20 protein-coding genes are annotated in these 18,375 nt (G+C 68.6%); 4 read left to right on the top strand and 16 right to left on the bottom strand.

Annotation, left to right across the window (positions count from 1 at the left end):
- Positions 1-132: 132 nt before the first annotated feature.
- The 13 genes from QE377_RS01340 to QE377_RS01280 all read right to left on the bottom strand — a co-directional run bounded on the left by QE377_RS01340 (position 133) and on the right by QE377_RS01280 (position 9,848).
- Positions 133-1,761: a conjugal transfer protein TrbL gene (locus tag QE377_RS01340; protein ID WP_307318924.1), complete on the bottom strand. Its 1,629-nt coding sequence runs from the start codon at positions 1,759-1,761 to the stop codon at positions 133-135.
- A 36-nt stretch (positions 1,762-1,797) separates the two neighbouring features.
- Positions 1,798-2,121, bottom strand: coding sequence for a DUF6112 family protein (locus QE377_RS01335; protein ID WP_307318921.1), 324 nt, complete (start codon positions 2,119-2,121; stop codon positions 1,798-1,800).
- A 73-nt stretch (positions 2,122-2,194) separates the two neighbouring features.
- Entirely contained in the window at positions 2,195-2,761 is a 567-nt protein-coding gene (locus tag QE377_RS01330; protein ID WP_307318919.1) for a hypothetical protein, read from the bottom strand.
- Positions 2,758-3,030, bottom strand: coding sequence for a hypothetical protein (locus QE377_RS01325; RefSeq protein ID WP_307318917.1), 273 nt, complete (start codon positions 3,028-3,030; stop codon positions 2,758-2,760). The genes QE377_RS01330 and QE377_RS01325 overlap by 4 nt, the downstream gene beginning before the upstream one ends.
- A 6-nt stretch (positions 3,031-3,036) precedes the next feature.
- Positions 3,037-3,303 (bottom strand): DUF6112 family protein, encoded by a 267-nt coding sequence (locus tag QE377_RS01320; protein WP_307318915.1) that lies wholly within the window; start codon positions 3,301-3,303, stop codon positions 3,037-3,039.
- 69 nt (positions 3,304-3,372) lie between these two features.
- Positions 3,373-4,539, bottom strand: coding sequence for a M23 family metallopeptidase (locus tag QE377_RS01315; RefSeq protein WP_307318913.1), 1,167 nt, complete (start codon positions 4,537-4,539; stop codon positions 3,373-3,375).
- Positions 4,540-4,554: 15 nt separating this feature from the next.
- A complete protein-coding gene (locus QE377_RS01310; RefSeq protein ID WP_307318911.1) occupies positions 4,555-5,244 on the bottom strand; it encodes a hypothetical protein in 690 nt (229 codons plus the stop codon).
- Between the two features lie 58 nt (positions 5,245-5,302).
- Positions 5,303-5,755: a hypothetical protein gene (locus QE377_RS01305; protein WP_307318909.1), complete on the bottom strand. Its 453-nt coding sequence runs from the start codon at positions 5,753-5,755 to the stop codon at positions 5,303-5,305.
- Positions 5,742-6,815 (bottom strand): ParB N-terminal domain-containing protein, encoded by a 1,074-nt coding sequence (locus tag QE377_RS01300; protein WP_307318906.1) that lies wholly within the window; start codon positions 6,813-6,815, stop codon positions 5,742-5,744. Before QE377_RS01300 ends, QE377_RS01305 begins: the two co-directional genes overlap by 14 nt.
- A gap of 6 nt (positions 6,816-6,821) precedes the next feature.
- The gene (locus QE377_RS01295) at positions 6,822-7,646 is read right to left on the bottom strand and encodes a hypothetical protein (RefSeq protein WP_307318903.1); all 825 of its coding nucleotides are present in this window, start codon (positions 7,644-7,646) and stop codon (positions 6,822-6,824) included.
- Positions 7,647-7,891: 245 nt separating this feature from the next.
- Complete coding sequence (locus tag QE377_RS01290) at positions 7,892-8,260, bottom strand: hypothetical protein (protein ID WP_307318901.1); 369 nt, start codon at positions 8,258-8,260, stop codon at positions 7,892-7,894.
- On the bottom strand, positions 8,257-8,970 hold the full coding sequence (locus QE377_RS01285) for a DUF2637 domain-containing protein (protein ID WP_307318898.1): 714 nt from the start codon (positions 8,968-8,970) through the stop codon (positions 8,257-8,259). The genes QE377_RS01290 and QE377_RS01285 overlap by 4 nt, the downstream gene beginning before the upstream one ends.
- A complete protein-coding gene (locus tag QE377_RS01280; RefSeq protein WP_307318894.1) occupies positions 8,967-9,848 on the bottom strand; it encodes a bifunctional DNA primase/polymerase in 882 nt (293 codons plus the stop codon). The genes QE377_RS01285 and QE377_RS01280 overlap by 4 nt, the downstream gene beginning before the upstream one ends.
- A gap of 381 nt (positions 9,849-10,229) precedes the next feature.
- Between QE377_RS01280 and QE377_RS01275 the strand changes: the two genes are divergently transcribed.
- The gene (locus QE377_RS01275) at positions 10,230-10,511 is read left to right on the top strand and encodes a helix-turn-helix domain-containing protein (RefSeq protein ID WP_307318891.1); all 282 of its coding nucleotides are present in this window, start codon (positions 10,230-10,232) and stop codon (positions 10,509-10,511) included.
- Between the two features lie 29 nt (positions 10,512-10,540).
- Here the strand turns inward: QE377_RS01275 and QE377_RS01270 are convergent, their stop codons facing one another.
- Both QE377_RS01270 and QE377_RS17290 read right to left on the bottom strand, forming a co-directional pair.
- Positions 10,541-11,635: a site-specific DNA-methyltransferase gene (locus tag QE377_RS01270; protein WP_307318889.1), complete on the bottom strand. Its 1,095-nt coding sequence runs from the start codon at positions 11,633-11,635 to the stop codon at positions 10,541-10,543.
- Positions 11,636-11,893: 258 nt separating this feature from the next.
- The gene (locus tag QE377_RS17290) at positions 11,894-12,331 is read right to left on the bottom strand and encodes a helix-turn-helix transcriptional regulator (protein WP_373459548.1); all 438 of its coding nucleotides are present in this window, start codon (positions 12,329-12,331) and stop codon (positions 11,894-11,896) included.
- 1,080 nt (positions 12,332-13,411) lie between these two features.
- Here QE377_RS17290 and QE377_RS01265 point away from each other — a divergent pair.
- Complete coding sequence (locus QE377_RS01265) at positions 13,412-15,271, top strand: alpha/beta fold hydrolase (protein WP_307318887.1); 1,860 nt, start codon at positions 13,412-13,414, stop codon at positions 15,269-15,271.
- On the opposite strand, the gene QE377_RS01260 is transcribed toward QE377_RS01265, so the two are convergent.
- Complete coding sequence (locus QE377_RS01260; RefSeq protein ID WP_307318885.1) at positions 15,249-16,250, bottom strand: LacI family DNA-binding transcriptional regulator; 1,002 nt, start codon at positions 16,248-16,250, stop codon at positions 15,249-15,251. The genes QE377_RS01265 and QE377_RS01260 overlap by 23 nt on opposite strands.
- Before the next feature lie 82 nt (positions 16,251-16,332).
- Between QE377_RS01260 and QE377_RS01255 the strand changes: the two genes are divergently transcribed.
- Positions 16,333-17,370: an alpha/beta hydrolase gene (locus tag QE377_RS01255; RefSeq protein WP_307318882.1), complete on the top strand. Its 1,038-nt coding sequence runs from the start codon at positions 16,333-16,335 to the stop codon at positions 17,368-17,370.
- Complete coding sequence (locus QE377_RS01250) at positions 17,352-18,350, top strand: alpha/beta hydrolase fold domain-containing protein (RefSeq protein WP_307318881.1); 999 nt, start codon at positions 17,352-17,354, stop codon at positions 18,348-18,350. The genes QE377_RS01255 and QE377_RS01250 overlap by 19 nt, the downstream gene beginning before the upstream one ends.
- Positions 18,351-18,375 lie beyond the last annotated feature (25 nt).

Raw genomic sequence — 18,375 nt, 5'->3', positions numbered from 1 at the left:
GCGATGCTCTCTGACCAATAACAACGGAGGCGGCGGCGCCCGGGCCGGGTCAGGTCGCTACAGCTGACCGGCAGGGTGCCGCCGCTTCCGGGCGGGCGAGCTCACCTCCTCTCAACGCGGCAGGTGGGGCGGTTACCGCTTACCCGGATCCGACGGGGGCGGCGCCGCTGGTGGTGGTGAGGTGCGTGACTCCGGCGGCGCCGGCGGCGGCGCGGCCGGCGGCTGCTGTGGCGGCGATGCGGGCGGGGACGTGCGCTGCGAAGCGCCCGGCCGCTGCGCCGGGGGCTGCGACTGCGCGGTCGCCGGAGGCTGGGCTCCGCGCGCGGCGTCCGCCGGTGGCGTCGCCTGCTGACCCGCAGCCGCTTGCTGGGGCGGAGCCGCCGCACGCGACGGGTCGGGCCGTTGCTGCTGGCCCGCCGGCGGCGGAGTCTGACCTTCCTGGGCCGCCGACGCGTGACCTTCCGCGCTGCGGCCGATCGCACCACCGAGCTTCGGTCCCGTTTCCGCGGCGCCCTTGGCGACCTTCGCGCCCGCGACAGCCGCGATGCCGATCGGTCCGGCAGCCGCACCAGCACCGGCACCAGTGCCTGCGGCCGCGCCGCCTCCCGCGGCGCCACTTCCTGCGCCTGCCGCTGCTCCGCCGGTGGATGCCGCTCCCGTAGACCCGGCACCTGCGGCTCCTGCCCGGGCGGATGCCGGTGAACCCGGTGCACCTCCGCCGCCTGGCGGCGGGGGCGGAGGTCCGCCAGGCCCGCCACCACTGTTGCCGCCGGGGCCCTGATCGCCGGCGCCGTCGAGGACCTGCTTCGGTGCCGGACCGTCGGGCTTTCCCGGCATGGGCAGCGGCCGGTTCATCGACTGCTTGGCCTCTTGCTCTGCGGACATGACGTGGTACGTGTCGAAGCCGACGAAGGAGATGAACTTGTAGACCATGTAGGGCGCGAAGGCCGCGACGAACATGAGCACGATGCCGGCGACGGGGTCGGCGATCGAGGCGAGGTCGAAGTCGATCGGGGCGTTGGTCTGGTTGATCGCCACCAGGAACACCACGGCGATGACGAGCTTGGAGAAGATCAGCGCGAGCACGAAGCTCGCCCACTTCCCGAACCACCCCCGGGTGGCATCCCATGCCCCGCCGGACAGAGCGATCGGGGCCAGGACGACGCCGACGAGGATCAGCGCCTTGCGGATCAGCAGGCTGAACCAGACGATCGCCGCCGCGGTGAGAGCGAGGAACGACAGGAAGATCGTGATGATCGCCCCCGCGCCCGGTGCGGTGAGGTTGATGGCGGTCAGCCCGGCGACCAGGAGCCCGATCTTGACCCCCATCTCCTCCAGCGTCGTGCCGGTGGCCTGGATGACCCCGATGGTGAGCTGGTCGACGACCTCCAGCAGCGTGGTGGTCAGGGTGAGCACTAGGAAGGATCCGAGGACGCTGCGGGCAAGCCCGAGGGCGGCGCGCGACAGGGCGGACGGGTCGCGGCGGATGAGCCCGGTGATCAGTTGCAGGCAGAAGAAGATCAGCATGATGAAGATCGCGATCCCGAACATCACGTTGTAGACGGTGATGTAGCCGGGTGCGGTCAGGTCGACCAGGGTGGTGGTGTCGAACAGCCACCACACGCCCTGGAACATCCAGGACGCGGCCTGCCCGATGGCCTGGGCGAGCCAGTCGAATGGGGCGCTGATCAGCGTCGCGGCGGTCTCGCCGGCGACGTCGCAGACGTTGCTGATGATGGGGACGTCACAGATTCCGTCCATACTGTTCCCCTCCTCTCATGAGTCGAAGGGGGTAGGTCAGGACACGGTCTGGCCGACGTTCCAGAAGAAGTTGATGAGCGTGACCGCAGCGCCGGTGATGATCGCGGCACCGCAGGAGATCAGCACGCCGAGCTTGCCCCGGCTGGCCAGGTGCGGGTTGGAGCTGTTGGCGCCGAAACCCCAGACCACGGCGCTGATGATCAGGGCGAGGACGGACAGGATCAGGCCGACCGTCATCACGGCCCCGACGATGGTGCGAAGCGCGGCGATGCCCGGCAGGCCGGAGTCGTTCGGGTTGATGTCGATCTGCGCCGGCAGCACCGCGGGTGCGAGGGCGAGCGTGTCGAGGATGAGGGTCATGCGGGGCTCCTTCACGATGTGCGAGCCCTGCCCGGTGCGGGGCTCATCGCGTCAGGTGCGGACCCGCCTTCGGTTACAGGCCCAGCCGCCGCGCTGCGGACGCCGTCCGCGACACGCCTGCCTCGTCGCTGCGCGCGGCGGTAGGGTCCGGGTCGAGCTGCGTCGCGCGTGCGGCGAGATGCTCGGTGAGCCGGGTCGCCCGGTGTGAGGCGTGCACGGCATCGCGAGCCAGCGCCCCGACCGCCGGTCCGCTGCGGGTAGTCGCGTGGTCGTCGGCGAGGTCGCGTTCGTTCTCGTCGTGGAACGCACCGATCACGGCACGCAGCTCGGTGATCGAGAGGACCTCGCTGAACGGTTCGACCTCGACCCAGGCCCGTTGCCGGGTCGACCAGACCTCCAGTTGCCAGGTGTACCCGTCGATGGAGCCCATGAAGTTCGCTTCGTCCCAGAAGGTCAGCCGCAGCCTGCCGGGGTACTCAAGCACGTTGCCGTACACGTCGTTGAGGTAGGAGCGCCAGTGGGCGTCCGGGTAGCCGGCGGTGATGCGTTCGGCCAGCTCTTCGGCCAGCGGATACGTGGTCAGCGGGAGGGGTTCGCCGGTGTTCTCTTCGTCGATGAACGTCGCGGCGACGCCGATCATCTCCTCTGGGGTGGCCGCCGACCCCGTGCCCCGGGGACGGGCCGGTAGGTCTCATCCCGCCCGTCCCACTCCTCGACGCCCCACACGTAGCCGGCGTCGCCTGCCGCGGTGGTGATGCGCAGCAGGATCCGTTCGGGGAACACGATGGCCGGGCTGGGCGACCAGTCCGGGTCGGCGTGATAGATCCACGCCCCGCCGGGACGGTGCTCTTCTTCGAGGACCTGGACGAGCTGGCGGCTCGTGGGCTGCGGCTGCGTGTCGTCGACCATGTCGCCTCAGAGGGTGGTTCCCACGCGCAGCAGGAAGTTCAGCCACGCGACCCCGGCTCCGGAGAGAGCCGCGGCGCCGACAGCCACGAAGACCCCGACGCGGCCGCGCGCGGCGGCCGCGGCGTTTCCGGTGGAGGACGAGACGGCCCACACGATGGCGCAGATGACCAGCATCAGCACCGCGACGATCAGTGTGATCGTCAGCAGGGCGCCGACGATGGCGATTAGGGTCGAGCGGCCACCGACGGCGTCGAAGTCCGGGTACACGTCCACAGCGGGTTCCTCTCCGTCACAGCAGGCTGGTCACCGCACAGGTGCGCACCCGGCCCGGGCGGTGCGGTCCTAGAAGGCGCAGCCCGGTCCGCCGCCGGTGGGTACGTCGAGGCCTTCCACGCCGTGCTCGGCCAGCCACGGGATTGCGTCCACCGGGGAGGCGCCGGCGCCGCCGGGGTGCAGCTGGAAGTGCAAGTGGGGGCCGGTGGAGCGGCCGCTGGATCCGACGTCGCCGATGTGCTGCCCGGCGATGACCCGGTCGCCGGCTTGGACGTGGATGCCGTGCGCCCACATGTGGATGTACACGCTGGCGATGCGTTCGCCGTCGATGGTGTGCTCGATCGTGATCTGCCCGGAGGTGCCCCCGACCATCCCGGCATAGGTGACCACTCCGTCGGCGAGCGCGAAGATCGGGGTGCCGTCGGCTGCTGCCCAGTCGGTGCCGGCGTGGAAGCTCCGCTCGCCGGTGAACGGGTCGCTGCGCCATCCGAAGTCGGAGGTGTGGGTGTAGGTGCCGTTGGGTAGCGGGAACACCAGTGCGGTGGTCTCCGGGATGTCCGCGTCGCCGGGCACTCCCGACCCCGTCCCGCCTCCGGCGGTCAGGGCCTGCAGGATCGTCCGGGCGGTGGGCTCGTAGTTGCGGTAGCGATCCGGATACGCGGACACCTCGACCGCCTGCGCGGCCTCGCCCTTGTCCATCTGCTGCCAGCCTGGGATGTCGAGCAGGCCGCGCGGCGAAGGGTGGTTCGGGCCGTCCGGCCCGCCGTAGAACGCCCGGGCCTGGTAGCTGGTGTCCATCAGCTCGGCGACGGTGCCCCACCCGGTGGCCGGGCGCATCTGGAATAGCCCGAGAGAGTCGTGATCGGAGCCGTTGCCGTCGTTGGGGAAGTCCCCGGATTCGGGGTACGCGCCGGTGTTGGCGAGCTGGCGCAGCGTGGACTCGGTCAGTGCGGCCATCAGCGCGATGGTGATCCCGTCGCGCCCGATCCCGGGTGTGCGGGCGCCGGTCTCGATGATCGTGGCGGCGTGGGTGAGCTGCTGCCGGTTCAGCGTGAACGTGGTCCCGTCCGCGGTCGTGACCTCCAGCTCGTCTGGGACGGGTCCGAGGATCACGCCGCTGGCGATGCACATCGCCTGGTTGGTCACCGCGGGGTTGATCAGCACCCCGACACCGATCACAGCGAGCATCGGGGCCAGCAGCATCCCGAGCAGCAGCGTGACAAGGGCCTTCTTCATCGCCTCGGCCCCCGTTCAGCGCAGCGGGTTGTCCAGCTGCGATAGGCGCAGCAGGACGCACCGGTCGGTGGCCGGCGGGCAGGACAGGAACATGGTGAAGGCGACCGGATGCTCCGAGGCGACCTGCTCGTCGAACCAGACCCCGGCGCGGTGCCGGGTGCCCTCGACCGTGTAGGCGACGAGCCCGTCGGCGAGCTGCCCGTCCGCGGCGGCGACGGCCTCGTACCACTGGTCCGGGACGTAGAGCCGGTCGATGTCGATCCACTGGGCGGTGCGGTACTCCTGCAGGTCCCGCCAGGTGGCGTCCGAGGGCAGATAGTTGGACAGGTCGCCGATCAGCCCGGGCGTCTCGGCGCCGGAGGGGTCCGCGGCCTCCAGCAGCATCGTCCGGTGATCGTCCGGGCTGAAGGCGGTGAACGTGTCCCAGACGAACAGGGCGTCCGCGACGGCCTCGGCGAACCGTTCCGGGCTCCTCGTCTTCGGCAGCGGCTCGAGCTGTGTCGTCCCGGGCGTCGGAGAGGTCGGTGAGGGGGTGGCCGGCGTCGACGGTCCCGTGGGTTCGCTGGGTTCCGGGCGCGGGCCGGTGACGAGCCCGTAGATGCCGATGCCGGTCAGCACGGCGAGGATGAGGCCGGCGGCGGCGAGGGAGATGATCAGCCGGAGCCGGCGGGTGCGGTCCGGGCCGGTTGTGGCGGGGTCGGTCATGACGGGGTGCCTCCTGTCCGAGTCGTCTGGCTCTTCTCAGGTGCGCACCCCGCACGGGTCACTCCAGCCGGCGTCCCCTGTCCTCGCGCGCCTGACCGGGCGCCGGAGCCCCGGCGTCCAGAGCCTCGGAGCGCTCCGCGAGTGCCTGATCGAGAGGGTTGGGGACGGGTTGCCAGGCGATCCGACCGTTCTCGCTCTGTGCGGTCATGACGAGCTGGACGACCTGGTCCAGCGATGCGGCGGCGATCGTCAGCCAGCCCGACGCCTTGGCCGCCTCCTCCTGCCCGGCCGCGTAGTCGCCGTCGTCGGTCGCCGCGAACGGGCTGTGCTGCTGGTGCCAGTGCGCCAGCTGCCGAAGCGACTGCTGCACGCTCGTGAGCGCGGAGTGCATCGAGCCCAGCACCCGGTAGGTGTCCTCGGGCACGGGGATGCGGCGCGTGGCGTATGCCAGGCCGCGGGCGGCCTCGCCGAGCTCGTCGGCGTCCTTGGCCGGATCGTCAAACGTCGGCATCCGTCGTCTCCTCTCGTGCGGTGCGGGCCTTCTGAAGGAACGCGTCGGACTGGGCGATGTAGGTCTCCACGAGCTCCCACTGGTCCGCCTCGGCGTGGCGTCCGAAGTCGGCCGGGTCGAACCGGTCCCACCATCCGTGCTCGCGGCGCAGCCGGTCGACGAGCTTGCGGATCTGGTGGCGCTCGCGCAGCAGCGGGTCGGTGTCCTTCCATCCGATTCGCTCGGTGGTTCCGGCGCTGTCACGCAGCTGCGTGAGGCGGGCCAACGCGAGCCCGGACTCCTTGACGATCTCGGCGGGCCGTTCCAGCCGCTCCAAGGTCTGCAGCTCCTGCGTCGCTGAAGCGCGCACCGGCTCCGGGGCGTCGGGGTCCTCGGCGGCGCGGCGGATCCCGGCGAGGTTTTGGACGGCCTTGACGTGCAGGTAGCGGCCGTTGACCTTTCCGTCGGCGTTCAGCTCGATCAGCGCCTCGGCTGCCTCCTGCCGCACGTAGGGGTCCTCGTCGTCGGCGGCGGCGATGCGGCGCAGTTCGTTGATCTGCTCAAGCATGGTCCGCGAGTCCCGGCCGGTGACGGCGCGGGCCGCCTGCGTCCGTGCTTTGACGAAGCCTGACGGGGGTGCCGATTCGGCACCCCCGTGCCGCAGGTCGGCTACCCGGGCGTCACGGTCAGGAGATCCGAACCTGGTGGCGGCGTCGCGGCGTTGCGCGTCCTCGGCGTAGAGGGTCTTCAGCTCCTCGTACAGTTCCGCCTGCTCCAACGGTTTGAGGGCCTTCTGTAGGGTTTGCTCGTCGCGGATCGCGAGGACGTAGGAGAGCGTGTCGGACACGTTTGGGACCACCCACACCGGGGTGACCCGCCAGCCGAGGCGTTCCATCGCCGCCAGGCGACGGTTCCCGGTGATCAGCACCCCGTCCTCGGTGATCGCCGGCGGGTTGAGGATCCCGACCCGCTCCAGCGATCCGCACAGCTCGTCGAGGTCCTCGTCCGGGTCGCGGCGGTACTGCGCGCCGCGGCGGATCTGGTCGATCGCCTGCTCGAGCACCAGATGCCCGCGCGCCATCGCTGCTCACCGCCGTTCCCGAACGTCAGGCGCGGGTGCCATCCGACGCACCACGTCAACCAGTGCCGTGTCGGAGAGCAGGTCGGCGACGTCGTCGCCGAGTAGCACCCGCGCGAGCAGCCCGTACCGGCCGGCGCGGCGTCGGCCGGCGGGGATCCCGACGAGCAGGCGCACGAGCTCGGCCCACTCCTCGCGCCGGTACCCGAACCGGACCGCGATGCTGAGGTCCTTGGAGACGATCTCCATCGCGGAGCCGCCCGAGGACAGGGACGCGACGCGGTGGGCGATGTAGTCCACGGCCTGCTCGACCTGTCGGGCAGGCCACCCGGCGACGACGAGGAACACGCACACCGTGCGGATCACCGGGTCGGCCGAGCCATCATCATCGCGCCCCGCGCCGCCGGCGAGCTCGGTGGCGTGCGGATGGACGTCGTAAAAGAACTCCTCGTAGTGTCCGGCGCGCACCGGCTCCTCGCGGGGACGTTTAGAGGGGCGGCGGGCCTTGTCCTGGCTGGTCATGTCGCGGTCGGCGTGCGCCTCGGCGGCGATGCCGAGCGCGACTGCGCGGGTCACGACAGCCCACGGGTCGTCGGCCTTGACGGTGGTGGACTGCCGCATGGCGATGAACGCCTCGTATGCGGCGTCGGCCGGGTCGCGGTGCCACGCGCGGGCCACGGGGGTGTACTTCTCGGTGGCGTAGACCATGAGCTCGGCGGCTACCGAGCTGCTCGCCCACGCGTTGTGGGTGTTCAGGTCGAGGAGGACCTGGCGCAGGCCCTCCGGTGTGGTGAAGTCCGGACTCGTCTGGTCCGGGACGGATTGATCGTGCATAGCGACTCCCTGGGCGGATCTGGGTGTAAGCGAGGTATGAACCCGCATCCGCGAAAGACCCGCCGCGCCCTGCCCGAGGGCTGTTCCTCTGGGCGGGCGCTGGTTTCAGGCGTCACTGAGCCGCGCCGCGACGCACAACGTGTGGTCGCGGTCAGCGGTGCCGTGCCGATCAGGCGGCGGCGAGGTGGTCGGTCAGGAGATGGATGCGGGGCCGGGCGTCGGGTTGCTGCCCGGGCAGGTAGAAGTCACCGGCTCACCCCCTGCCTGCCCAGTACGGGCTGGGCGGGGCTCGTGGACACGTCTGGGACGAGGTCCGCCTCACGGTGCGAGAGGGCACGGCGGATACGGGCGGCCCCGCCTCGTGAGGCCTGGCGGACGAGCTCGTGAACGTCCTGGTTTACGTCCGCGGTCTTCTCCAGGACCCGCGCGCCTGCGCGCGCGGCCACGTCCGTGGGACGCACCCAGTCGACATGGGTCTGGGCATGTCCTGCCGGCGGGCCCGGGCGGCTGACGCTGGGGTCGCCGTGGCGAGCGATGACATGCGCGCCGTCGGGGCGGGCCGGGCCGGGCGGGGCCGCGTCGCCGGCGGGCTCGGAGGATGTGGGGTCGGTCATGACGGGTCGCCTTCCTTGTCCTCGTCAGGTGTGGCAAGCCACCGGCCGATCGTGGTCGGGTGCTTGCCCAGCTGGGCTGCGATCTGCCGTTGCGAGACGCCGTCGGCCGCGAGTCGTGCCGCCTGCTCCTTGCTCGCTGGGTCGCCCCGAGGCCGCTTCCGCTGCGTGGTCGACGAGCGGGGATGGGACGGGAGCGTCACCGGCGGCTCGGCTAGTCGTGGAGGAAGGACCTCGTGGTGGGTGGGTGCCGCGTTGCGGGTGAGCTCGACCGTCAGGTGGGTCATCGCTAGCAGCACCAGCGGTGGCACCGAGGCGACCAGGGCGGCGACCACGGCAGGGACGCGGGCATCCGCGGCGACGATGGCGTGGGTGATGTTCGCCGCGACAGAGACCCCCGCGCCGGAGGCCAGCAGCAGCCAGGCGTAGCGGCGTGCTGCCGGGGCTTGGTTGCGTAAGGCGACGACGGAGATCGTGGCCTCGAGGATCACGCCGTCCACGATCAGCGGCCATACCCACGCCTGCCCGTCGGGGATCCCGGCCATGATCGCCAGGTCCTGCAGGGTCGTGAGTGACAGCCAGAACGCCCCAAGGGCGAGCACGAGGGTGCCGGTGACGCTGCTGGCGATCACCAGCCGCGGCACTCCGGTGCCGGCGCCGGCCACCCGCGCGTCCGCCAGTTCGGCGGTGCGGGGCGCGGCGGGCGTGCTCATCGCCTCACGCCTCCTCGCACCGGATTCGCCCCTCCGCTGCTGGTCCCCGCGGTGGGGGTGAGTTGCACGGTGCGCCAGGCGGATCGGATCGTCGCTTCGACCTCCGGGTCGCCCAGGCCGATCGCGGACGCGGGCCGGTCCAGCAGGTCGTGGATCGCCCGCTCGTCGATGCCGTGCTCGACCAACCGGCAGGCCGCCCAGAACAGGCTCGCGTTGCGGTTGCCCTCCACTGCACCGCCGAGCCAGCGGGCAAGCCCCCCGGCGTCCAGGCGCGCAGCGTCGCTTCGGGGTGTGGTGATGCGGGGACGGATCGGAGTGAGCAGCTCGCGGATACGGTCGCCGTCGACCGGGCGCGGGTCGGCGTTGAGCGTGAGGATCGTGTAGCCCGCGCTCCGGCTCGGACCGGTCACGGTCGATGGCGGGGCGAGGACGTACCCGCCGGTGCCGCGGAAGTCGACGTGCATCGTGCCGCGCGACCAGGTTCGCTGCGGACGATCCGGGTCGGACGGGAAGTACAGATGCGTGCCACCCGACGGGGTGCGCACTGCGGCGAGCGCACCGGGCACCAGGTCCGAACGGTGGAGACGTTCCAGGATGCGGTAGCCGTCTCCGGCGGCGTGGACATCGATATCGAGTACGTCCAGGCCGTGTCCGGTGGCGATGCCGATGTTCGCTTGGGGTTGCCATGCCCACCACCCGCGGATGCGTCGGGCGCCGGTGGTCGCGTCGCGGTAGCCCCGCTCGGTCAGCGGCTGCTTCCCGCCGGGGACGCAGGGGAACACGGCAAGGCCCGTAGCAGCGTAGGTCAAGGCGGCATCGCGGATCGTGCCGGTGTGTGCGCGGACCGCGCTGAGCGTCTCGTACAGGTCCGTAGTCATGCTCGCCCCCTCCCGCGGTCCAGGCGATGCACGCCCGAACCACGAAAGTCAGGTGTGCGTCACCAGCCGCTAACCTGAACTGAGACAGCCGTCGAGTTGCCTTCAAGACCTGGTTGCGGCGTCTACTGATCCGAACCCGAGAGTTAAATCGCTGTCTAGCGTTTCGGCTCAGGATGCGTGTTTGAGCAACGAATGCGCGCGTCCCGGTCACATCTCGTGCGGGTTCCGGCGGGTACCGTCCTCGGTCGCGACGAATGTGCCGACAGTCTCGGTCGGGCGAGCGTCCAGCACGCGCATCTCGGATAGCGGGTCGGAGGCCAGATAAATTATGCCGGATATTTCTGGCTGACGGAAGGCGCTCCTGCTCGTCAGCGTAGGAGGGTGTCCTCCTCCTCCGTCCCATCGTCGTGGGAGGAATACGCCAAAGCCCTCGGCATCGAACTGCAGCGTCGTCGGATCGCGTTGGATGTCACGCAGGAGAACCTCGCCCATCGAGCTGGACTCACGCGTACGCACTACCAGCAGCTCGAGCGAGGGTTCTGGAAGCCGGGGTCTCCCGCGAACCCCTCATTGAAGATCCTTGTGCGCTTGGCTCAGGCGTTGCAGCTCGAGGTCGGTGAGCTGCTGCCGTCCGGTCGCAGCGTCGAGTGGCCGGGGGAGTAGCCCAACGTTCCGCGCGGCGTCTCCGCTCTTCATCCGTCACCGCGGCGCATCGCGACGCGGTCGATGCGGGACGCGATCAGCGGGACGAAGCTCGCATCCTTCTCGATCGCGACCACCCGCATTCCCTCGTCCAACGCAGCCTCGACGGTGGCGCCTGAACCGGCAAACGGCTCCAACACGAGGCCACCGCGCGGAGTGAGCAGCCGTATGAGCCACCGCATCAGTGACAGCGGTTTTACCGTCGAGTGCGAGACGCCGAACGCACGAGGCCGCTCGGGTTCCGGAGCTTTGTTCTCGTACCGGAAGATCGGGAACCGTGCCGAGGTCGGAGCGCTGCGCCGTGACCCGGTCAGCAGGTCCAAGGTCTCAGCCTGAGCGGCGTCCAATGCGACGTTGGTGGGCCACCGCTCATCGCCGAAGCGTGCGGCATCGATGTTCAGCGCACCGGTGCCGTGGGTTAAGACGTTGTCGACCACAGTCCCCGGGATCGGCTTGCGGGCGATGATGATCGGCTCGAACGACGGGCGCAGACCAGTGCCCCATCCCGCCCACTCCTTGGCGTTATCGCTGACCGGTGCGCCGTGCTGCACTACCCGTCGCGTCGCGCCCAGCACTCCCTCGCGTTCGGACTCCTGCACCACCCGGTCCGGGCGCAGCACTCCGTTGCGCTTGTCCAGTGCGTGGGAGAGGTCCATGCTCTTGGGCATCCCCGACGAGTACAGCCACGCAATCTGATCGCGTACCTCGAAACCGGCGCTCTCGATCCCGCGCACCATCCGGTGCCAGGTGCGTGTGCCGCCGAACGCGGCGAGGTGCGCACCGGGCTTCAGCGCGTGCATGGCTCCGCGCGCCCATGCTGCGCACCATGTTTCGAATACCTCCGGTGGGGTCATCGTCGACACATCCAGGCACGGCAGGGACTCCGCGAACCCGGTGGTGCCGTCCCAGGCGTGCCCGTTGAACTCCAGACCGTATGGCGGGTCGGTGACCAGCGAGTCGGCGGTCCCGGCGGCGAGTCGGGGGAGGACCGCGACTGAGTCACCTCCCAGCACCAGGGCCCCGTCCCGGTCGAGTTCAACAGGGAGCTGACCGGAGCCGTAGGCGTGCGGGACATCGTGCGGCATGGGTACCTGCTCTCTGAGCATGTTCGCCGCCGTTGCCCGACGAAGCCCGATGCCAGCCAGGTACGGGCTCCCGGGCGCCGACCGAGAAGCAGAGCGACCGGCATCCGCTTGCGCGACTTCGGTCCTGCCCTCGCCGGCAGCCGGGCCCCGTTCGAAGTGCTCCACACGATCGGCAATCGACGGCGCGGCGCGCATTCCGACTGGCTCACCGTCCCGAGCTGCCGGGTGCTCGCGCGATCGAACACCCCCGGAGAGCGTCTATGTTCTGAGGGGGAGCTGCCGCGCGTGTCGCGCATAGGTAGCCGGACATACGGCGTAACGGCGCTTGAATGCCCGCGCGGCTGCTGTCCGACTCGACCACCCGGTTTGCTCGGCAGCTTCGCTGACAGTCATAGAATGGGCCGTCAGCAGATACGCCATCCTGTCTAGACGCGTCCTCCAGATTAGAGCTGAGGGTGTGATGCCAAGCGTCTTCTTCAGGATGCGGGTAAGTTGCGAAGTCGATAGCGAGGCGCTTCTAGCGAGCTGATGCACTGTCCAGGGGTGCTGGGGAGATGTCTCCAACTTATCTAATGCCTCGGCAACTTCCTGGGGGACGCTGGATCGCAATAGAGCGAGTGGTGGAGACCCGCGTACTCTTCGGCGAAGCTGGGGTGTCGACAGGTGATGCAACACGTGTGCCGCCAGCGATAGCATTTGGAGCTCATCCCCGTCGCCCCAGCTGCGACTGGAGAGCAGATATAATGGCGCGGCAAGGCGCTGCATAACGTGCCTTCCAACGTCGAACGCGTACGCAGGTGCGCTCGAAAGAAGCGCGCGCGCGAACGGAGTGGACATGGCGCTGAGGGCAAGCCAGCGAGCTTGTTCGTGAAGGAAAGTGGCGTCAAATCTAACGTTCGCCTTACGGACTTCGACGGCGGGCACTGTCTCGTACCAGGAATGTCCGGGAATGGCTACCGCGGTTCCTGTGGTCAGATTGAAAAGTTCAGAAGGCGTCCTCAATACGCCGACCCCGGACATCACCAATAGAAGGGTGGGATGGGTCACGTCGACCCGTATGGGCTCGCCCGTACGGCAGACGATTCGCGACGCGACAGGCGCGGCTGCTATCGACGCGGGTAGTCGGTTGTGGGGCGTCCAACGATCGGTCTCGCACCGAGGCGGCTGAGAGGCGCATCCACCCCGACTCGCGGTCCCGAGGCGTCCTCCAGCTCCACCGGCCGTCGAACGCGATGTCATGACGTGCCGCTGAAACGGTCGTCTCGCGCGGGCGGCTTAGCGACACACCATTCGCTCGGGCTAGTCACACGGAGGCAGCTTTTGAATCTCATCAACGAATGGTCCACGATCGAAGTTCTTCGATACAAGCTTTGGATTTGCCGATCTCTGGAGATGTGGTGGGCCGACCCAATACGAGCGATACAGCTAGGCGCCGGGGGCTTCACTTGAGCGGGACGGTTGTATCGAACTGTTTCGAGTTTGCAAGCTCGGACCATGACGAAAATTGTTCTGTATTACGTGGCGGCGGTGGCGTTCTTCATCGCTGCAGGAGCTAGCGCGCTCGGGGCCCAGTGGGTTCTTACGGGTTCCTTCGCAGCGATCGGGGCCGCCTTCTTGGTCATCGCGATCCGTTCGGGTCGAATGACGCCACCGACACAGTAAGCGGGCCCGCGCGCCGGTCGACTTCTCTGGTGAAGCCCGGGGCATTGCGTCGAAAAACTTCGACTCTCACACTGATCCTCGGCGGTTCCGCCTCAACGATGAGGAGTCGATCGAATGACCACAAGTGCCCGTTCTTCCCGCAAGGTTGCGCGGCGGCTCATAGCCGCCACAACTGCGTTGTCCGCATTCGTGACCGTGATTGTCTCATCGCCCGCCGCGGCACATGACGTGGTGTCCTCAAGGGCGGCAGAAACCGACGAGGGCTCGTCCGTCGGTTGGGATGCAAGCCTCTATATCCCCGGCGTCACGGCGGACGGGAACAGCTGCGTTCTCGCGGCCACATTGTCCGCGCCGGATGGCGTGGACGCTGCACATCCGGCGCCGACGGTGATTCTCGGCCACGGCTACGCGCAGGATCGCTCGTCGATGACACCAATGGCAGACCTCCTGCAGCAGCACGGGTACGTGACGCTGACATTCGACGCCCCCGGATTCGGGCAGTCCACATGCGGTGTGGGTCTCGCGGATCCGGCTGTCGATGGAATGCTGATGCGCTCTCTGGTCGATGTCCTGGGTGGAAAGCCTGGAACGGCATTTACCGATCCGGCTGCGCACACGCCGGCAGGAGCCGTCGACTTCGTCGTGCGAGATGATGACCTGGCCTCAGCCACGTACGACCCTCGTGTGGCGGTCCTGGGGGCCAGTTACGGCGGCGGCCTGGCATTCGCGGTGGCGTCGGTCGACCCACGGGTTGACACCATTATCCCCGCTGCGACGTTCAATGACCTTGAGTACTCGCTCTTTCCTCAAGCCGCCGGTCTCACCGAGGGGGTGCGAGCCCGTTCCGTGGGCGTCGCCAAGACAACCTGGGGGCTGGGGTTGGTGGCCGGCGGCCAGGTGATGTCCACGTTGCAGGGTCTCGGGATAGATCCAGGACGCGCGGTTCGATGCCATTTCGCCCGTGCAGAGACCTGCGGAGACATGATCGCGGCCGCTCTTCGCGGATTCCCGGATGAGGCGTTCCGCGCCTATCTCGATCAGATATCCCCACACGCGAGCATCCCGCGCATCACCGCCCCCGTGCTGCTGATCCAAGGCGAGTTCGACACCCTGTTCACCTTCAACGAGGCCTTGGCTAGCTACCGACAACTGCAGGCGCAGGGAAACACCGTTCGCCTCGTGTGGGGGTCGCTGGGGCACAACGGTGGGTCCTCGCTGGACTACGACGGTGCCTCGCCCTCGACGTCTCAGCCCATCGTCGCCCGGATCATCGGCTGGCTCGGCCACTGGCTAAAGGACGACGGATCGGACTTGGGTGAGCCGTTCACGTTCACCAAGACCTGGGAAGCGGCACCAGAGTCGGGCACCGCAGCGGACCCTGACGCTCTCGCGCGCATCACGATGCACCTGGGCGCAGCCGGGACCCTTGCCGACGCTCCTGCGACACCGACTGCGCCGAACAGAAAGCAGACGCTGCTGGCGAATGTTCTGGCGCTTCCGACGGGTGTCGGCCACGTCGATGCCGCGAGCATCGACCACGAGAACGGCGTATACGCCGACTACTCTCTTCCGGGTACCCAGGCGTATTGGCAGGGACAGGTGCTGGGTACTCCGGTCGACGTGGTGGGAGTGCCGAGGGCCACGCTCTCGGTGTCGACGCCGTCGGGGGCGTGGCGGGCGCAGCCGGGGAACATAGCTTCTCAGGTGACGCTGTATCTCAAAATCTATGACGTCGCTCCCGACGGCAGTCGCAGCGTGGTCGGTGCGGTGTCGACCCCGGTTCGGGTGGACGATACGCGGAAACGGGTCGACGTTGAGCTGCAGGGCATCGTGCATCGCTTCGCCGCAGGTCACAGGATCGGGTTCGCCGTCGCGGGGGGTGACCTCAACTTCCGTGGCGGCATCACCCCGGCGCTGGTGACGATCGATGCCGGCGTCGACGGGCAAACTCTCATCCTGCCCGTCGCGGAGTGACCTCACCGATGTCGCGGGCCGCTGTCGTGCTCCGGTTGACGATGAGACGAGGGGCGAGAGTCAGGACCGACAGGGATGAGTGTTCGCCTTCGAGGACCTGCATCAGCAGGCCGAAAGCGGCACGACCCGATTCTTCGAACGGCTGCCATACGGTGGTGAGGCCCAATGCCGCCGCCAGGGCGCTCCCGTCGTAGCCGGTGAGGGGGAGGGGGGCATCCTGTTGGGCCGGGGTTGCGGCGATGGCTGCGGCGAGGGCATCGTGGTTGGCTGCTATCGCCGTGATCGATGAATCTCTGTGAATGTCCGCGACGACGGATGGGAGGTCGTCGGCGGGCTTCACAGGAATGCTGACACATTCCAGGTGCGTCGCGATTCCGCGGGCGCGCAGCATGCCTGCGGAAAGGTAGTCGGGGGATCGTTGTTCTTCGTGGAGGAACGCGACGCGGGTATGACCCAGACTGGCGAGGTGTTCGCCGAGCAGCGCCCCGCCGCGGTGGTCGTCGATGAGGACTGTCGGGATGTCGGGATGACGTTGCGTGTTGTCGGGGACGTCCACCAAGACCACGGGGGGGCCGGGGAGAGCGGGCGATTCGGTGGCGTGCGGGGACAGGGGTGCTCCCATGACGATGATCCCGTCGAGATCGGCTTTCACCGGCAACGTGTCCAGAACCGGGGCATCCTCGGCCGCCGTGGAGGGCAGGTCGTGGACGATGATGTGCGCGCCGACGGACGCGTTCGCCGCGAGGATGCCGGTGAGCCGGGTGTAGTAGGACGGGTAGCTGGAAAAGGGCGCGGCGACCGCGATTCTTTGCCCGGTTGCGACCTGTGCGCCCCGGTAGCCCATTTCGACCGCGACGGCGATGATCGCCCGGCGGGTGACCTCGTTCACGCGGTGAGGGTGGTTGATGGCCAGGGACACCGTGGACACGCTCACCCCGGCCTGCTTTGCAACCTGGGTGATCGTCGCCCGCCCGCCCATTGCCGCTCCCATCGGTGATGAATCAAATCTTGTATCGAAATATTTCGATTGCGCACACTGTAGTCGAGAGGACGGTGAAACTGTGTGGGAGAGAACGAAGACCGATCCGTTCGTCGTGGAACTCGATCGTCGCCTCGGGGCCGGCGGGGGAAGGATGCCGACGGATCCGGTTGCTCGCCGCGAGCACGTTCGCGAAGCGGATGCTCGTGCGACAGCGCTCATGCAGATCGACGCGCCGGACGTGGCGAGCGAGGACCACGCCGTTCCGGTAGAGGGTCATCCCGCGGTGCGGGTGCGTGTGTTCTGGCCGTGGCCTGCGGTGAACCGGGACGAGGCGGTGGAGCCGCTCCCCGTCTTGGTGTACTTCTTTGGCGGATCGTTCACGATGGGCGGCATCGATTGGGCCGGATGGGACGCGGTCTACCGTGCTCGTGCCGCGGACGCACGTGTGATCGTGGTGGCGGGGGAGTACGCGCTCGCTCCGGAGCATCGGTTTCCGACGCAGCCCGAGCAGTGCTGGGCGGTCTTCGAATGGGTCCACGCCCACGCCGCAGGGCTTGGCGGTGACGCCGACAAGATCGCTATTGGGGGTGCGTCCGCGGGAGCGAATCTCGCCGCCGCGGTCGCCCTGATGAACAGGAACCGCAACAACCGCCCGGTCCGGCTTCAAATGCTGGAGGTGCCGGTGCTCGATCTGACGCTGCGCCACGTAGATCCTCGGGCGATCTCCCCGTTCCTTCCGCAAGTGGCCGTCCGCCACAGTGCCCGACAGATCATCCGCGACTATCTCGGACCAGACCCGGCCACTCGTTATGATCCGTACGCGTCGCCCCTGCTGGCCCCCGAACTCGAGGGTCTTCCGCAGACCGTCATCTACACCGCCGAGAAGGACCCGCTTCGCGGCGATGGGGAAGCCTACGCGCGCGCACTGCTCGCCGCCGGAGTGCCCACGACATGCGTGCGTTATCTGGGGCAGACCCATGGCTCCGGGGGATACCGACGGAACACGGCCGCCGCCGACCATCTGCATCGAGACATCGTGGCTTCACTGCGCGCGATGAGAGAACCCGCCCCGACCTACCCGCGCGCACCATCCATCACATGGGCCGTTCGCTCATGACGACGCCCACAAGGCTCGACGTGGCGATCGTACGGTGGGCGGGACGCATCGAAGAGCTCGCCGCCGACCTCCCGGACCTGGCCAGCACAGACTTCTCCGCTCGCCGCGTGGCTGAGAAGACTCTCTCCGATGAAGTGGCCCGAGAGTTCACCGCTCCGGCAGCGCCCGAGGTGACAGTGTCGGCCGTCGAAATCCCCGTCGCGAGAACTGCCCCGATTCGGGCCCGACTCTATCGACCCGAGCACCTCCTCGGCAGCGCGCCGACGCAGGTGTTCCTTCACGGTGGAGGCTTCGTATCCGGGACCGTCGATGAGCTGATCAATGACCGACTCCTCACCTTCCGTGCCCGAGCCGCCGACATCCAGATCCTTTCCATCGAGTACCGCCTTGCTCCCGAGCATCCGTACCCGGCGGCGGTCGACGACGTCCTCGCCGTGCTCACCGCCCTTCGCGACAACCCGGGGTTCCTGTCCGTTGATGCGACCCGCGTGGGTGTCGGCGGTGCATCGGCGGGTGCGAGCATCGCCGCCAGCGTCGCGCTGCGCGTGCGTGCGGACGGCGGGTTCGCGCTCCTCCATCAAGCCCTGGAGGTGCCCGCCCTCGCCCTGCGCCCGATGGGGGAGTCAGCGGCCCTGTACGCGCGCGGATACGGGCTGGACGGGTACGAGCAACTGGGGGCGCTCTATCTCCCCGATCCGAGCCCGCCGGACGCCTATGCAGAGCCCGCTCTGCTGACGGATCCGATGGATCTGCGGGGACTGCCCGAGACCTGGATCCAGGTAGCCGAACACGATCCGCTGCGAGACGCGGCACTGACCTTCGCGGAGAGTCTGCGACGCGCCAATGTACCCGTCACCGTCGAGGTCGGCGAGGGTCATGTTCACGGATCGCCGGGGTTGACCGCCGTGTTCGAACCCGCCCGCAGGTGGCAGCGCCACCTCGCCGCTACCCTCCGCCGCGCCTATCACCCCACTACCTGACCAAACCAGCCACAACTCTTGGAGA

The organism is Microbacterium sp. SORGH_AS_0862 (assembly GCF_030818795.1).
Classification (GTDB): domain Bacteria; phylum Actinomycetota; class Actinomycetes; order Actinomycetales; family Microbacteriaceae; genus Microbacterium.
This window is presented reverse-complemented; position numbering and strand designations above follow the sequence as displayed.

Excerpts from the sequence above, each read along its gene's own strand:
- QE377_RS01285 (WP_307318898.1), bottom strand. The coding sequence starts at position 8,970 with ATGAGCACGCCCGCCGCGCCCCGCACCGCCGAACTGGCGGACGCGCGG.
- QE377_RS01340 (WP_307318924.1), bottom strand. The coding sequence starts at position 1,761 with ATGGACGGAATCTGTGACGTCCCCATCATCAGCAACGTCTGCGACGTC.
- QE377_RS01305 (WP_307318909.1), bottom strand. The coding sequence starts at position 5,755 with ATGCCGACGTTTGACGATCCGGCCAAGGACGCCGACGAGCTCGGCGAG.
- QE377_RS01330 (WP_307318919.1), bottom strand. The coding sequence starts at position 2,761 with ATGATCGGCGTCGCCGCGACGTTCATCGACGAAGAGAACACCGGCGAA.
- QE377_RS01265 (WP_307318887.1), top strand. The coding sequence starts at position 13,412 with ATGACCACAAGTGCCCGTTCTTCCCGCAAGGTTGCGCGGCGGCTCATA.
- QE377_RS01325 (WP_307318917.1), bottom strand. The coding sequence starts at position 3,030 with ATGGTCGACGACACGCAGCCGCAGCCCACGAGCCGCCAGCTCGTCCAG.
- QE377_RS01250 (WP_307318881.1), top strand. The coding sequence starts at position 17,352 with ATGGGCCGTTCGCTCATGACGACGCCCACAAGGCTCGACGTGGCGATC.
- QE377_RS01270 (WP_307318889.1), bottom strand. The coding sequence starts at position 11,635 with ATGCCGCACGATGTCCCGCACGCCTACGGCTCCGGTCAGCTCCCTGTT.
- QE377_RS01295 (WP_307318903.1), bottom strand. The coding sequence starts at position 7,646 with ATGCACGATCAATCCGTCCCGGACCAGACGAGTCCGGACTTCACCACA.
- QE377_RS01260 (WP_307318885.1), bottom strand. The coding sequence starts at position 16,250 with ATGGGCGGGCGGGCGACGATCACCCAGGTTGCAAAGCAGGCCGGGGTG.
- QE377_RS17290 (WP_373459548.1), bottom strand. The coding sequence starts at position 12,331 with ATGCTATCGCTGGCGGCACACGTGTTGCATCACCTGTCGACACCCCAG.
- QE377_RS01300 (WP_307318906.1), bottom strand. The coding sequence starts at position 6,815 with ATGGCGCGCGGGCATCTGGTGCTCGAGCAGGCGATCGACCAGATCCGC.
- QE377_RS01335 (WP_307318921.1), bottom strand. The coding sequence starts at position 2,121 with ATGACCCTCATCCTCGACACGCTCGCCCTCGCACCCGCGGTGCTGCCG.
- QE377_RS01310 (WP_307318911.1), bottom strand. The coding sequence starts at position 5,244 with ATGACCGACCCCGCCACAACCGGCCCGGACCGCACCCGCCGGCTCCGG.
- QE377_RS01290 (WP_307318901.1), bottom strand. The coding sequence starts at position 8,260 with ATGACCGACCCCACATCCTCCGAGCCCGCCGGCGACGCGGCCCCGCCC.
- QE377_RS01315 (WP_307318913.1), bottom strand. The coding sequence starts at position 4,539 with ATGAAGAAGGCCCTTGTCACGCTGCTGCTCGGGATGCTGCTGGCCCCG.
- QE377_RS01280 (WP_307318894.1), bottom strand. The coding sequence starts at position 9,848 with ATGACTACGGACCTGTACGAGACGCTCAGCGCGGTCCGCGCACACACC.